The 13,522-nt window shown below is 64.9% G+C and carries 15 protein-coding genes; 11 read left to right on the top strand and 4 right to left on the bottom strand.

The genetic code is table 11. From position 1 onward, the window contains the following. From V9E98_10410 to V9E98_10375, 8 genes are all read left to right on the top strand, one after another. The coding region (locus V9E98_10410; GenBank protein MEI2717391.1) for a hypothetical protein at nucleotides 1-266 on the top strand (266 nt) is incomplete at its 5' end. A gap of 102 nt (nucleotides 267-368) precedes the next feature. Next, nucleotides 369-2,078, top strand: coding sequence for an ABC transporter substrate-binding protein (locus V9E98_10405; GenBank protein MEI2717390.1), 1,710 nt, complete (start codon nucleotides 369-371; stop codon nucleotides 2,076-2,078). 127 nt (nucleotides 2,079-2,205) lie between these two features. Beyond that, entirely contained in the window at nucleotides 2,206-3,849 is a 1,644-nt protein-coding gene (locus V9E98_10400; GenBank protein MEI2717389.1) for an ABC transporter substrate-binding protein, read from the top strand. A 109-nt stretch (nucleotides 3,850-3,958) separates the two neighbouring features. Beyond that, nucleotides 3,959-4,879, top strand: a complete 921-nt coding sequence (locus tag V9E98_10395) for an ABC transporter permease (GenBank protein MEI2717388.1) — start codon at nucleotides 3,959-3,961, stop codon at nucleotides 4,877-4,879. Further along, nucleotides 4,876-5,151 carry a hypothetical protein gene (locus V9E98_10390; protein ID MEI2717387.1) on the top strand — a complete coding sequence of 92 codons (276 nt, stop codon included), beginning with the start codon at nucleotides 4,876-4,878 and terminating at the stop codon, nucleotides 5,149-5,151. The genes V9E98_10395 and V9E98_10390 overlap by 4 nt, the downstream gene beginning before the upstream one ends. Next, nucleotides 5,117-5,791, top strand: a complete 675-nt coding sequence (locus V9E98_10385) for an ABC transporter permease (protein ID MEI2717386.1) — start codon at nucleotides 5,117-5,119, stop codon at nucleotides 5,789-5,791. The genes V9E98_10390 and V9E98_10385 overlap by 35 nt, the downstream gene beginning before the upstream one ends. Next, a complete protein-coding gene (locus V9E98_10380) occupies nucleotides 5,788-6,798 on the top strand; it encodes an ABC transporter ATP-binding protein (GenBank protein ID MEI2717385.1) in 1,011 nt (336 codons plus the stop codon). The genes V9E98_10385 and V9E98_10380 overlap by 4 nt, the downstream gene beginning before the upstream one ends. Beyond that, nucleotides 6,779-7,855 (top strand): dipeptide ABC transporter ATP-binding protein, encoded by a 1,077-nt coding sequence (locus V9E98_10375; protein MEI2717384.1) that lies wholly within the window; start codon nucleotides 6,779-6,781, stop codon nucleotides 7,853-7,855. The genes V9E98_10380 and V9E98_10375 overlap by 20 nt, the downstream gene beginning before the upstream one ends. A 161-nt stretch (nucleotides 7,856-8,016) precedes the next feature. Here V9E98_10375 and V9E98_10370 read toward each other — a convergent pair whose 3' ends face one another. The 3 genes from V9E98_10370 to V9E98_10360 all read right to left on the bottom strand — a co-directional run bounded on the left by V9E98_10370 (nucleotide 8,017) and on the right by V9E98_10360 (nucleotide 10,537). Continuing rightward, nucleotides 8,017-8,385: a prolyl oligopeptidase family serine peptidase gene (locus tag V9E98_10370; GenBank protein ID MEI2717383.1), complete on the bottom strand. Its 369-nt coding sequence runs from the start codon at nucleotides 8,383-8,385 to the stop codon at nucleotides 8,017-8,019. Further along, nucleotides 8,276-10,102, bottom strand: coding sequence for a DPP IV N-terminal domain-containing protein (locus tag V9E98_10365; protein ID MEI2717382.1), 1,827 nt, complete (start codon nucleotides 10,100-10,102; stop codon nucleotides 8,276-8,278). Before V9E98_10365 ends, V9E98_10370 begins: the two co-directional genes overlap by 110 nt. Before the next feature lie 69 nt (nucleotides 10,103-10,171). Next, nucleotides 10,172-10,537 (bottom strand): hypothetical protein, encoded by a 366-nt coding sequence (locus V9E98_10360; GenBank protein MEI2717381.1) that lies wholly within the window; start codon nucleotides 10,535-10,537, stop codon nucleotides 10,172-10,174. A gap of 158 nt (nucleotides 10,538-10,695) precedes the next feature. On the opposite strand from V9E98_10360, the gene mshB reads away from it, so the two are divergent. From mshB to V9E98_10345, 3 genes are read left to right on the top strand one after another with little or no spacing between them, the layout of a single operon-like run. Further along, entirely contained in the window at nucleotides 10,696-11,568 is an 873-nt protein-coding gene (gene mshB / locus V9E98_10355; protein MEI2717380.1) for an N-acetyl-1-D-myo-inositol-2-amino-2-deoxy-alpha-D-glucopyranoside deacetylase, read from the top strand. Then, the gene (locus V9E98_10350; protein ID MEI2717379.1) at nucleotides 11,568-11,975 is read left to right on the top strand and encodes a hypothetical protein; all 408 of its coding nucleotides are present in this window, start codon (nucleotides 11,568-11,570) and stop codon (nucleotides 11,973-11,975) included. The genes mshB and V9E98_10350 overlap by 1 nt, the downstream gene beginning before the upstream one ends. Further along, a complete protein-coding gene (locus tag V9E98_10345) occupies nucleotides 11,972-12,463 on the top strand; it encodes a flavin reductase family protein (GenBank protein ID MEI2717378.1) in 492 nt (163 codons plus the stop codon). The genes V9E98_10350 and V9E98_10345 overlap by 4 nt, the downstream gene beginning before the upstream one ends. Here V9E98_10345 and V9E98_10340 read toward each other — a convergent pair. After that, nucleotides 12,427-13,500, bottom strand: coding sequence for a GNAT family N-acetyltransferase (locus tag V9E98_10340; GenBank protein MEI2717377.1), 1,074 nt, complete (start codon nucleotides 13,498-13,500; stop codon nucleotides 12,427-12,429). The genes V9E98_10345 and V9E98_10340 overlap by 37 nt on opposite strands. Nucleotides 13,501-13,522 lie beyond the last annotated feature (22 nt).

Here is a 13,522-nt window from a genome sequence, read left to right as displayed (position 1 = left end):
AGAACTGGAAGTTCTCGGCGAACGACGTGCGCGAGCGGCAGTTCTGGGACGACTACCAGACGGCCTTCGAGGAGGCCATCAATCACACGTCGACCCCGTGGGCTCCCTGGTGGGTCATCCCAGCCGACCGCAAGTGGGCAATGCGTGCTGCAGTGTCGGACATCGTCACCTCGACGATCTCGTCCCTCGACCTGCACTACCCCGAACTCTCCGACGAGGACCGCGCTGAACTCGCGGCGGCGCGTGCGGAGCTGGAGGCCGAGTGATCAAGCGGGTTCTGCCTGCCCTCGTCCGTGATCGCGGGCCTGGCGCTGGCTGGTTGCTCAGCCTCTGACGAAGCAGCCGGACCATCGGGGCCGGTTGGCTCGGTGTCGATCTCCGCCACCGAACCCGCGCAGTTGCTTGTCCCGGCGATGGCCGCCGAGAGCGGCTCCGGCGATGTGGTCGACGCCATGTGGACCGGTTTGATCTACTACGATCCCGTCACCGCGCAACCCCGCCTTGCCCATGCGCAGGAGATCCATACCCGCAACAACACCATCTGGGAAGTCACGCTCAAGCCCGGCTGGACTTTCCATGACGGCACCGCGGTCACCGCACAGTCCTATGTCGATGCCTGGAACTGGGCGGCGGCCTGTCAGAACGAGGCGAGCAACCAGGCCTTCTTCGGACCCTCCGGCGCCAACATCGCCGGGTACGAACAGACCGCAGGCACGGTGAACGCGTCTGGCAAGCTCACGTGCCCCGATGAACCCGTTCCGCTGGCCGGTCTGACGGTCAAAGACGACCTGAACTTCACCATCACATTGGCCGAACCCGTCGCGATCCTCGACTCGATCCTGGGGTACTGGGCGTTCGCCCCGATGCCCGAGTCCTTCTTCGCCGACCCTGAGGTGTTCGCAGCCAACCCGATCGGGAACGGGCCGTTCCAGTTCGTCTCCCGCACGCCCGGCACGGATGTTCGGATGTCCGCTTTCCCCGCCTACCAGGGTGTGGACAAGGCGCAGGTCGCCGACATCGAGTGGCGCGTTTACGCGGACCTCGACAAGGCGTATCAGGACCTGCGTTCGGGTCGCTTGGACATCCTCACCCGCATGCCGACCTCGGTGCTGGCTGACAACAGGTGGCAGGCGGAACTGGGTGAAGGCAATTACCTGCTCAAGCCCGCGGGCCTGTTCACCTCCCTGACATTCCCGTTGTACGACGAGCGGTTCGCGGCCCCCGAGTTACGGGCCGCGTTGAGTCGGGCTGTCGACCGAACGGGAATCGTGAAGCAGGTGTGGAGTGACACGGTCGTGCCGGCCGACGCCTGGGCCCCTCCCGTCGTCGACGGCTATGAGCCCGGCGCCTGTGGCGACACGTGCGTGTACGACCCCGCCGCCGCCAAGGAGTTGCTGTCTCGCGGCGGTGGCTTCACCGGTGACCTGTCGATCGCGTACAACGACGATGGCGGCCACGCTGCCTGGGTAGCCGCAGTCTGCCAGTCCATCACCAAGACCCTCGGGATCACCTGCAACCCGCAGCCGTTCCCGACGCAGGAGGAGTTCCTGGCTGCCGTCCAGAGCAAGCAAATGCCCGGGTTGTTCCGCACCACCTGGCGCATGGACTACCCGAACATCCAGAACTTCCTCGAGCCGCTGTACGGCAAGTCCGGCGCCAACGAGGGGGGCTACAGCGATCCCCGGTTCGACGCGATGATGGCCGAGGCGAGGACCTTGCCGGCAGCGGAGGCAATCGCGAAGTACCAGGAATCGCAGACCATCCTCTCGGGCACGGTTCCGGCCATCCCGCTGTGGTCCGGAACAGTCCAGATGGGCTGGAGCAAGAAGGTGCAGCCGGGATTGATCATCACCCCGTTCGCGACCGTCGACCTGGCCAGCATCACTGTTGCGACGACCACGGCCGAGTCAGCTTCGCCGTCCGTCCCGGCGTCGGGATCTCCGACGCCTTCAGGACCTTCAGGACCTTCAGCACCTCCCGGCCCTGCGTCCTCCGCGCCGACGGTTCCCGTGCCCACACCTGTCGATTCGCAGCCACCGTCGATCCCAGCGTTGCCTACGGGGAGTCCGACTCCCTGAGGCTGGGAACACCGCAGTAACGATTCGGCGTCGGGGTGACCCGCCGGTTGGGGCGTCCCTGCGACCCGATTAACCTCAGGTTCATCCGAGGGGCTTCGTCTATCACCCCTCCCTGAAAGGAATTCGCATGAGTCTTCGCAAGCGTGGGCTGGTGACGGGCGCAGTGCTCGTGACGGGCGCCCTGACACTGACCGCTTGTAGCAGCTCCGGATCCAGCGGTGGCGGCAGTACTGCCGGGGGTGGCGCCGGAGGTTCGTTCTCGATGGCCATCGAGAAGCCCCAGGCGATGACACCGTCCAACTGTTACGACTTGTACTGCGCCCAGGTGAACCGCGCGTTGTTCACCGGACTGTTCAACTTCGAGAAGGACAGCAGCGGCGCCATGGTCCCGGTCAACACGGAGCTGACCAAGTCGGTGACGACCGCCGACAAGGGCAAGACCTGGACCGTCGAGCTCAACCCCGGTTTCACCTTCACCAACGGTGAAGCCGTCACCGCGAAGACCTTCGTGGACACCTTCAACTACGCGGCGAATGCCAAGAACGGCCAGCAACTCGGCTTCATCCTCGGCCCCGGCCAGTTGAACGTCGAGGGCTACGACAAGGTCGAAAGCGGCTCCGCCAAGGAGATGACCGGCCTCAAGGCCGAAAGCGACACCAAGTTCACGATGACGTTGGTCGAGCCCATGACCGAGTCGCTGTTCAAGAACTTCGTCGCAGGTCCACAGATCATGCCGATGCCCAGTGAGGCCTTCAAGGACCCCGAGGCCTACGAGAAGCAGCCGATCGGCAACGGTGCCTACAAGCTCACCGGTCCGGTGACCAACCAGGGGATGACGGTCGAGAAGAACCCCGACTACAAGGGCACTCCGGGTAATGCGGATCAGATCGAGTTCAAGATCTACGCTGACACGAACGCCGAGTGGGCCGACCTCCAGGCGAACACCCTGGACGTGACCAACAACCTGCCGCAGAACGCGCTCGCAACAGCACCACAGGTCCTCGGTGACCGGTTCATCAACGAGCCTGGGTCGCTGCAGTACTCGTTCTTCGGATTCCCGGCGAACGATCCGACGTTCAAGGACAAGAACGTCCGTATCGGCATCGCCAAGTCGATCAACTGGGACGAGATCAACTCGAAGTTGTACTACGGCACGCGCGAGCGGGCCACCAGTTACGCACCAGGGACCATCCCCGGTGGCGGTACCGACATCTGTGGGGACTCCTGCACGTTCGACGCGGCCAAGGCGAAGGAACTCATCGACGGTGCGGGTGGCGTGCCCGGCAACAAGGTGCTCATCCCGCAGCTGGCGAATGAGACCGGTGACGTCCAGAAGGCGATCTGCAACCAGATCCAGACCAATACCGGTGTGGAGTGCGGAGTGGAGATCTTCAAGGACTTCGGCGAACTGCTGGACAACACCCAGTCCGGCAAGGCGCCCCAGGGAACCCTGGTCGGATCAGGCTGGATCGCGGACAACCCGACGATCCAGAACATGATCGCGTTCTTCTTCACCAGCGACAGCCCGGGCAACGTGTCCCAGTACAAGAGTGAAGAATTCGATCGACTCCTCCAGGAAGGTGTCGCCGCCAGCGACGAGGCCGACCAGATCGCCAAGTGGCAGGAGGCCGAGAAGGTCCTCTTCGAGGACTTCCCGGCGTGGCCGTACCAGTGGCGCAACCAGGTCGGCGGGTACTCGACCGGGGTGTCCAATGTGACCATCAGCCCTGATGGTTTCGTGGACCTCAACAAGGTCACCGTCAACTCCTGACAACCCCACCGGCATGGCGACCCCCCGGTCGCTATGCTCGGGTCAACATCCGGGGGGCATCCTGTTCAGGGTGCCCCCCGGAGTCGTTCCTGGGTGAGAGCGAGGTCGGATGGGTCGCTATGTGATCCGGCGTCTGCTCCAGATGATTCCGGTGTTCTTCGGAGCGACGTTCCTGATCTACTTCTTGATGAACGCGCTGGGCGACCCGCTCAACACACTCTCACCACAGCAGCGCCAGAACCCTGCCTACATGGCGTACCTGACTCAGCAGTTCAACCTGGACGACCCCTTCATCGTCCAGTACCTCAAGTACATCTGGGGCGTTCTCCAAGGAGACTTCGGCACCACGTTCTCGGGCGAATCGGTGTGGGAGATCGTCGTGGAGCGCTTCCCGGTCACCGCGACGTTGGCCGTGACGGCTGTCGCGATCGAGATCGTCCTCGGTATCTCCATCGGCATCTATGCGGCGCTGAAGCGGGGCAAATTCTTCGACAACATGTCCCTCGCGGTCGCGCTGATCTTCATCGCCATCCCACTGTTCGTTCTCGGCTTCACCTTGCAGTGGTTGTTCGGCGTCAAACTCGGCTGGGTCGCACCATCGGGTGTCTCGCAAGGCTGGCCGACCAGTTACATCATCCCGGCTTTCGTGCTGGCGGCCGGATCCCTTGCGTATGTCCTGCGGCTCACGCGCCAGAGCCTGCTGGAGACCTTCAACATGGACTTCATGCGCACGGCCAAAGCCAAGGGCCTGCCGCCGACCACGGTGTTGCGCAAGTACGGGCTGCGCAACTCGCTGATCCCGGTCGTCACGTTCCTCGGCATCGAGCTCGGCACCCTCATGGGTGGAGCGGTCGTGACCGAGGGCATCTTCAACATCCCCGGCATCGGACAACAGCTCTACACCGTCGATCCGCCAGCAAGAAGCGGTCGTCGTGGTCGGGATCACCACCTTGCTGATCATCGTCTACATGCTCAGCAGTCTGCTCGTGGACATCCTGTACGGCGTACTCGACCCGAGGATCCGCTATGAGTGACATTCAGTTGGACGTGGACACCTCGCTGCGCGAGGAGGGGCCCGCGTCGCGCACGCTTGCCGGGGACGCTTGGTACGACTTGCGGCACAGTTGGATCTTCTGGATCAGCGCAGTGTTGCTGGTGTTCGTGCTCGCCATGGTCCTGTTCCCCCAGTTGCTGGCGAGTGAGGCCGCGACCAGTTCTTTGACCGGTGGCTGCCAGTTGGCGAACTCCCTGCTCGCCGCCCAACGACATGTTCAAGATGGGCTCGGACCAGCAGGGCTGTGACGTCTATTCGCTGAGCATCTACGGTGCCCGGCCCAGCGTCGCGGTCGGGGTGATCGCCGCGATCAGCACCACACTGATCGGCGCGGTCGTGGGCCTGACCGCCGGTTTCTTCGGGGGCAAGACGGATTCGACTATTTCGCGGATCATCGACATCTTCCTCGGGGTCCCTTACATCCTCGGGGCCATCGTGTTGCTGTCAGCGGTTCAGCTGCCCGGGATCTGGGGGGTGGTGTTGGCGCTCACCCTGCTGAGCTGGCCGGTCGCCGCGCGGATGGTGCGGGGCAAGACCATCGAGGCCAAGGGTCAGGACTACACCTTGGCGGCACGGGCATTGGGGGCCAGCAATCACCGCATCATGGTGCGCCACATCCTGCCGAACGCCATCGGCCCCTCGATCGTGGTGGCCGTGATCAGCCTGGGTCTCTTCATCGGCGCCGAGGCCACGCTGTCCTACCTCGGACTCGGGATCCGCCCGCCGGCGTTCTCGTGGGGAACGATGATCTCGGACGCGCAGAACTCCTTCTTCCAGGCACCGTGGACGTTGTTGGTCCCCGCGGGTTTCTTGACGATCACCGTGCTCGCCTTCATCTTGCTGGGCGAGGCAGTCAGCGAGGCCCTCGATCCGAAGCTGAGGAAGTGACAGACGTGTCGGAACTGCTGCTCGAGGTGGACGAACTCAAAGTCGAGTTCGCCACGCGGGACGGAGTGGCACGAGCCGTCAATGGTGTGTCTTTCACTTTGGATCGGGGGCAGACGATCGCCATCCTCGGCGAATCCGGATCCGGCAAGTCCGTGACCGCGCAGGCGATCATGGGAATCCTCGACACCCCACCGGCACGGATCAGTGGCGGTTCCGTGAAGTTGTTGGGTAAGGAACTCATCGGCCTCCCGGAAAAGGAATACCAGCAGATCCGCGGGAACCAAATCGCGATGATCTTCCAAGATGCGCTGTCCGCGTTGAACCCTGTGATCAGCATCGGCGAGCAGATCTCGGAGATGTTCCGGGTGCACAAGGGGCTCAATCGCAGTGACGCCAAGACGGCGACGATCGATGTTCTGAAGCGGGTCAGAATCCCGGGTGCCGCGGAGCGCTACGACAACTACCCACACCAATTCTCAGGAGGGATGAGGCAGCGCATCATGATCGCCATGATGATCGCGCTCAAGCCTCTCGTCCTCATCGCAGACGAGCCGACCACCGCGCTCGATGTCACCGTTCAGGCGCAGATCATGGATCTGCTCGCGGAACTTCAGGCCGAGACCAATATGGGGTTGATCCTCATCACGCACGACCTGGGTGTCGTCGCCGATGTGGCTGAGCGCATCTCGGTCATGTACTCCGGTCGCACCATGGAACGTGGCTCGGTGGACGAGATCTACACCAATACCGCCAATCCCTACACATACGCACTGCTGCAGTCGATCCCGAAGATCGACAACCGCGAGGTACGGCTGCCGGCGATCAAGGGCATGCCTCCGAGCCTGTTCAGCGTGCCACCCGGATGTGCCTTCAACCCTCGCTGCCCCCGCGCCGAAGACCGTTGTCGCACCGGGGGACCACCACCCCTGACGGATGTCGCACCAGACCATGGCAGCCGTTGCTGGTTCGCCGAGGAGGTGTACGAGCATGGCCTCGACCTCGACTGAGTTGGTCATCGACGCCCAAGGCCTCGTCAAGCACTATCCGATCAGCCGCGGGATCCTGTTCAAGAAGAAGATCGGCGACGTGCGTGCGGTCGACGACATCGACCTCACGCTGCACCAGGGGGAGACGCTCGCGATCGTGGGGGAGTCCGGGTGTGGCAAGTCCACCACTGGTCGGCTGTTGCTGGGGCTGGAGCCCGTGACATCAGGGTCCATCACGATTCTGGGCGAAGAGATCACCACGATGGGGGCAAAGCAGTTGCGCGCCAAACGGCGTGACATCCAGATCATCCTGCAGGACCCGTACACGTCTTTGAATCCCAGGATGACGGTGGCTTCGATCATCGGGGAACCGTTCGACATCCACCCGGACGCCCTCGCCGGACGCAGCAAGAAGGACGCCGTTCGGGACCTGATGGACCGAGTCGGCCTGAACCCCGAGTTCGTCAACCGCTACCCCCACCAGTTCTCCGGCGGTCAGCGGCAGCGCATCGGCGTCGCCCGGGCGCTGGCCCTTCAGCCGAAGATTATCGTCGCCGACGAGCCCGTTTCGGCGTTGGATGTGTCGGTGCAGGCCCAGGTCATGAACCTGCTTCTCGACCTTCGGGACGACATGGGCTTGTCCTATGTCTTCGTCTCCCACGATCTTGCGGTAGTGCGGCAGATCGCCGACCGCATCGCGGTCATGTACCTGGGAAAGATCGTCGAAACCGGTCCGCAGGAAGACATCTACCGTGCGCCCGCCCACCCCTACACCAAGGCGCTGATCTCGGCCGCCCCGGTACCTGATCCCGAAGCGCAGCGGTCCCGAGAGCGGATCGACCTCCAGGGGGACGTACCCAGTCCGGCCGATCCACCCTCCGGGTGCCGGTTCCGCACTCGCTGTTGGAAAGCGCAGGACAAGTGCGCGGCGGAGGAACCGCTACTGCACGACGTAGGGAACGGTCAGTGGGTCGCTTGTCATTTCCCTGAGACCCCCGAGCCTGGATGGCAGGACCACCGAGCCGTCGGCGGCGAGGTCCTACCTGAGACCGACGTCGTCGGCGAAGAAGGGGCCTGAGCCAGCCCGGATTCGCGTGCCGATCAGTGCGGGTGTCGTGATGATCAGCGTAGGTGTCCTCGGGATCGGCGGGGGTGTCCTCGCTCGGGATCGGCGCGGGTGTCCTCGCTCGGGATCGGCGCGGGTGTCCTCGCTCGGGATCGGCGCGGGTGTCCTCGGGATCAACGAAGATGTGTGGTGAGGAACTCCAGTTCGAGTCGCAGCAGGTTCTCCGTAACGACCTCCTGGGGTGTCATGTGAGTGACCCCCGACAACGGCAGCACGGTGTGCGCCGAGCCTGCGGCCAGCAGTGCCGATGACAGTCGCAGCGTGTGTGCGGCGACCACGTTGTCATCGGCCAGCCCATGGATCAACAGCAGGGGGCGAGTGGTGGACGCCGCCGCTCGGGGCAGGAGCGACGAACGCTCGTACGCCTCGGGATCAGTGTCGGGGGTGCCCAGGTAGCGCTCGGTGTAGTGGGTGTCGTACAACTCCCATGCGGTGACCGGTGCACCCGCGACAGCGGCGTGGAACACATCCGGGCGCTCCAGAACGGCGAGGGCGGCGAGATACCCGCCGAACGACCAACCGCGGATGCCCCACTCGATCGACATCAACAAGGTCGCCGAAACGCTCGGCCACTTGCTCGAGTGCGCTGATCTGACCGTTGAGTGGGCCGGTGGCGAGGTCGCCGTGGATGGAGTATTCGTTGCTCGGTCGGCTCGGGGAGCCCGGCCCGTCGGCCACGACGACGCAGAACCCCTGATCGGCCAGCCACTGTTCGGTTCCGAAGGCTCCGGCCGCCCGGATGGCGCGTTGCGAGTGCGGCCCGCCGTAGGGAGACATGACGACCGGCAGTCGCCCGGCTACGGGTTCCGTGGGCCACAGCACCGCGATGCGACCCCAGCCTCGATCGTCGGTGAGGAACTCGGGAGCGATGCGCAGGTTCGGTGCCTCGGCCAGAGACGGGATCTCCCAGTTCGTCTCGAACCGGGTCACCGACAGCGACGATCGGGATGATTCGAGGCCCGCCCGAGCGACCACCGTGGTTGCTGCACGCGCGGTCCCGCCGGACCAACCACCCGGCTGCGACAGTCGGGTGAGGGATCCGTCCCAAGCGACGTTCCAGAGATCACACTCGCTGGGGTCGATGTCGGATCCGGTCACCGTCAGCCCGTCGTCATCCTCCGCTACGACGCTGCGGACCTGCAGCCCAGGTGGCGTCACGGTCCGCTCGACACCCGAGGAGTCCGTCAGCATCAGCCGCCGGGCGTCGGTCGAGTGGTCGACGCGGACCGTGACCAGTCCGCGGGCAGTGAGTCGCGGCGCGCCTGGTGTCAGTTCGACCCAGCGGCCATCGTGATCCTGGGCCAGTTGAGTGGTTTCGCCGGTGCCCGGATCTGCGGTCAGGGTCAGCACGGACCTCTGGCTCCGGTCCTGGACGGCGAGCACGATTCCTGTGTCGTCCCACCTCACCGAGGTCAGGTACTCGTACCGCGACCTATCCCACCGGATCTCAGTTCGGCCGCCGTCCAGGCCCAGCACGAACAGTTGGACCGTTGCATTGGCCGTACCGGCAGCCGGGTACCGAACCGGCGTCGCGGGGCGCGATGGTTGGGCGGGGTCGCCGATCCACCATCTGTCCACAGCTGTCTCGTCGACTCGTGTTGCCAGGAGCCGGGTCCCGTCCGGCGACCACCAGGACCCCACAAAGCGGCCCATCTCTTCCGCGGCGATGAACTCGGCACTTCCCCACGAGACTGTGTCGGACTCCGGTTCGATGGCCAGGACCTCGCTGCCAGTCGATGTGTCGAGCACCACGAGGGCGCCGCCGCGGGTCGCGGCCAGGTGTGACGCATCGGCATCCAGCGCGGCTGTCACAAAGTCGGCTCCCGGCAATGCGGTTGTCGTCCCGGTCGACAGGTTGTGCAGCCACAGGGTCCCGCTCAGCGTGAAGGCGACCGCCGACCAATCCCGGGCCACCGTGTACCCGGTGATCCCGCCTGACACCTCGCGCATCCGCTCCCTTCGCGCCTGCTCCTGCGCCGGAAGTTCCGCACCGATACCCAACGTCGTGACATCGACGGCCAGTGACTCGGACCAGCCGCTGGCCGCCCAGGTGGCGGTCCACAGGTGGTTCACAGGGTCTGTCGGACCCTGGGAGCGCAGGTAGATCAGCGTGCCGCCATCCGGGGAGATCGTGACTGTCCGCGGTGCACCGAGTCTGAATCCGCGGGTCAGGGCTTTCCGGCGGGGGAAATCGTCCACTTGCTGACCGTAAGGGAACGCCCCGCCGCCTGGGGAGGCGACGGGGCGTTCAGGCGCTGGTTCAGGCCGTCACTGGGGGCCGTTGACGCGCTTGATCTGGAAGAACGGACCGCTCTGACCTTGGATGAACATGGTCGACTTCTTGCCGCGGGTACCGGAAGCCACGAGGAAGTTGTTGCTGGTGTAACCCTGTGCCAGCCAATCGTGCAGGTACGTCGATGCCTGGTAGCACGAGACGCCCTTGACGTAGGTCAGGTAGTAGCCCTCTTTGATGCGGACCTGGTTGATGCTGTCGTTGTGCAGCACGTGGAAGGTGCCGTCTTGACACTTCTTGCCCTTGATGCCGGCGCCGGCGGAGGCCGAGGTCATCGGCACAGCGGTACCGAGCGCAAGGAGCGCACTGGCGCCAACGGCCAGAACAGCCTTCTTGTTCATGTCAGTCCATCTTTCTTGCTGAGAGTGATGGGGGATCCCATCACTCTCCACGCTAAGTCGCCCCTCGGGCGGACCGGACAACAAACGCGCGGGATCGCCCACTTCGTGACCATCCTGCGGCCGAGCCAGGTTCGGGCGCTGCCGTTAGGGTTCGGTCTATGACGGATCGGCGACTTCTGGTGGTGCATGCCCACCCCGACGACGAGGTGCTTTCGACCGGGGGTCTCCTGGCCAGGCACTGCGCGCAGGGCGATCAGGTCACGCTCGTGACGTGCACATTGGGGGAGGAGGGCGAAATCCTCCTGCCGGATATCGCGCACCTGGCGGCACACGACCAGGACGACCTCGGGTCGCATCGCATCGACGAGCTGGCCGACTCCATGCGGGCGCTGGGGGTCACGGACAGCCGCCTTCTCGGCGGACCTGGAACCTACCGTGATTCGGGCATGATGGGGGAGCCCTCCAACGATCGCCCCAACTGTTTCTGGCGGGCCGACCTTCGCGAAGCTGCCGACCATCTGGTCGCCGTGATCCGGGAGACCCGGCCTCAGGTCATGGTCACCTACGACGACTTCGGCGGGTACGGGCACCCCGATCACATCCAGACCCACCGGGTTGCCACGTATGCGGCGGACTTGGCTGCAGTGCGCTCCTATCGACCCGACCTCGGGGCCCCCTGGACTGTCTCGCGGATCTTCTGGACTGCGTTTCCCAAGTCCTCGATCCGCGCCGGGATCGAGGCACTGAAAGCGGCCGGTGACAGTTCGGAGTTCGCGGCGATGGATCCGGACGATCTGCCTTTCGCTGTCGACGATGATGCCGTGGATGCGGTGATCGACATCGAGGAGTACCTGCCGGCGAAGCGGGCGGCGATGGCCGCCCACGCGAGCCAGATCAACCTCGAGGAAGGCTTCTTCGCGCTGTCGAACAACCTGGGTTCTCCGGTCTTCGGTCAGGAATACTTCCGCTTGGCCCGGGGCAGTCTCGCGGGCCGGCGACCCTTGACGGATCTTTTCAGCGGGCTGGAGTGATGACCCAGGAGTCGCCGAGCGATCAACACAACCGGACCCGGCTCGGGGTCGGCTCCGCCGTGGTGCTGGCTTTGGGAGGTGTGGTGCTCGGCGTGTTCGGCGCCTTCCTCCAGGCTTACACGGTGACCTTGGGCTCGGTCGCGATTCCAGTCGGGGCAGTTGTGCTGTTGGCGTGCCTGGTTGCCTGCATCCGGGCCCTGGTCCACAGCTTCGAGTCCCGCGCTGCCGGGGCGGCGTTCTTCCTGGGTTGGGTGGTGGCATCCGTGGTGCTCGCGATTCCGACCACAGGCGGTGACATCGTGATCGCCTTGACCCCTGTCGCCGTCGGCTACCTTTTCGCCGGCGTCGTCATCGGCTCAGCCTGCGCCAACGTCCCTGCTCGGCTGCGAACGCGGGAGTCTGTGTGACCTCGGCCGTCGACCAAGCGGACTTCCGGCGGGCGCTGGGATCCTTCGCGACCGGGGTCGCTGTCGTGAGTTGCGTCGTGGATGGCGTCGATCATGCGATGACTGCCAACGCCATCGCGTCGTTGTCCTTGACGCCACCGCTGGTCATGGTGGCCATCGCGGTCACCTCGCGGTTCCACGGCGCGGTTCGGACACAGGACCATTGGTGTGTCTCGATCCTTGACTCCTCCGCCGCGGATCATGCGGCGTGGCTCGCGACCAAGGGCCGTCCTCTGGACGGGCAACTCGCCCGGGTTCCGCATCACCGCAGCCACCGTGGCATCGCCGTGTTGGATCAGTCGCTGGCATGGCTGGAATGCCGGACCGACCAGGTAGTCCGGGCCGGGGATCACGACATGTTCATCGGCGAGGTCGAGCGGATAGTGGTGTCGGATCCCGGTGATGCACTGCTCTACTGGCGCTCTGAGTACCGCTCACTGCCGGGGTGACACGGTGGGATCGGCGGCATTGTCAGCCTCCGCCCACAGGCTCTCCGGGGAACAGCCGTCGGCCACCTGTACTCGTATCGGTGGTGGGTCACGAACCCCAGGTTCTCGTAGAAACCGAGTGCTGCCGCGTTGTCCTCGAACAACTGCAGGTACCAGCTCTCGGCTCGCTGCTCGTGGGCCCACTGCGCCAGTCGGGCCGTGACCGCGGTTGCTATCCCGCTGCGGCGCGACTGAGGAAGAGTCTGGATGGTGGTGACGCCACACCAGATGTCCTGCAGTACCGCGTGGCCGATACCCAGCAGTTCACCCTGGCTGTCACGGCAGTACACGTAAGCCGCCGGCTGGACTGCCGCGAAGGCGTGCTCGAACTCTGGTGCTGTCTTGTCGTCGTAACCAGGGACCAACGACAGGAACTGTGGATTCGGGGCTGACTCGACGGAGATTTCCAGGTCGGTGCGTTCTCGTGCTTCTCCCGTCGATGTCAGAAGCCTTGGCGTGGACGCCACGAGCACCCGGCTTGCCCGACGCTGCGTCCACCCGGCTTCGCTGAGGGTGTGCTCGAGTCCGCAGGGGCGCGGGATCTGCAATCGGGGCAGCAGGCCGCGGTCGGCATACCACTCCCGGACGGCGTCGAGCGCGGCGCTCAGGCTACCCCGCGGGGCGCCAGCCACTCGCACGCTGTTCGCGCGACCGGTGGCCCCTCGTGAGGCCCGCAGAGTCCAGTTCCCCCGCGATTCCTCTTCCAAGGGGGGCCAGCCCTGCTGACACATGCGCTGCACGGCATAAGCGGACATCTCCGGTGGGACCACTCGGGCGGCGACCAGATCGTCGACGCGGATTCCGTGTTCGATCCCGTCGCGGCGCCTCAGTCGCAAGATCCCGTCCCTCAGCCCCCCGCTCCAGCGAACGAGGACGCCGACCATCTCCTGCTCAGCGCCGCGGCCGAGACCGTCCTCGCGGTATCGCACGGTCAGGCGTCGCCCGACGTCGGCCGGTCCGACATCCAGCCGCACCCGAGCCATCGGCAGCAGCGGCATGGAAGCCCCCTTGAGCATGTGG

It is taken from the genome of Candidatus Nanopelagicales bacterium (genome assembly GCA_037045355.1).
GTDB lineage: Bacteria > Actinomycetota > Actinomycetes > S36-B12.
Note: the sequence above shows the minus strand (reverse complement) of the source record. Positions and strands in the feature narration are given on the sequence as shown.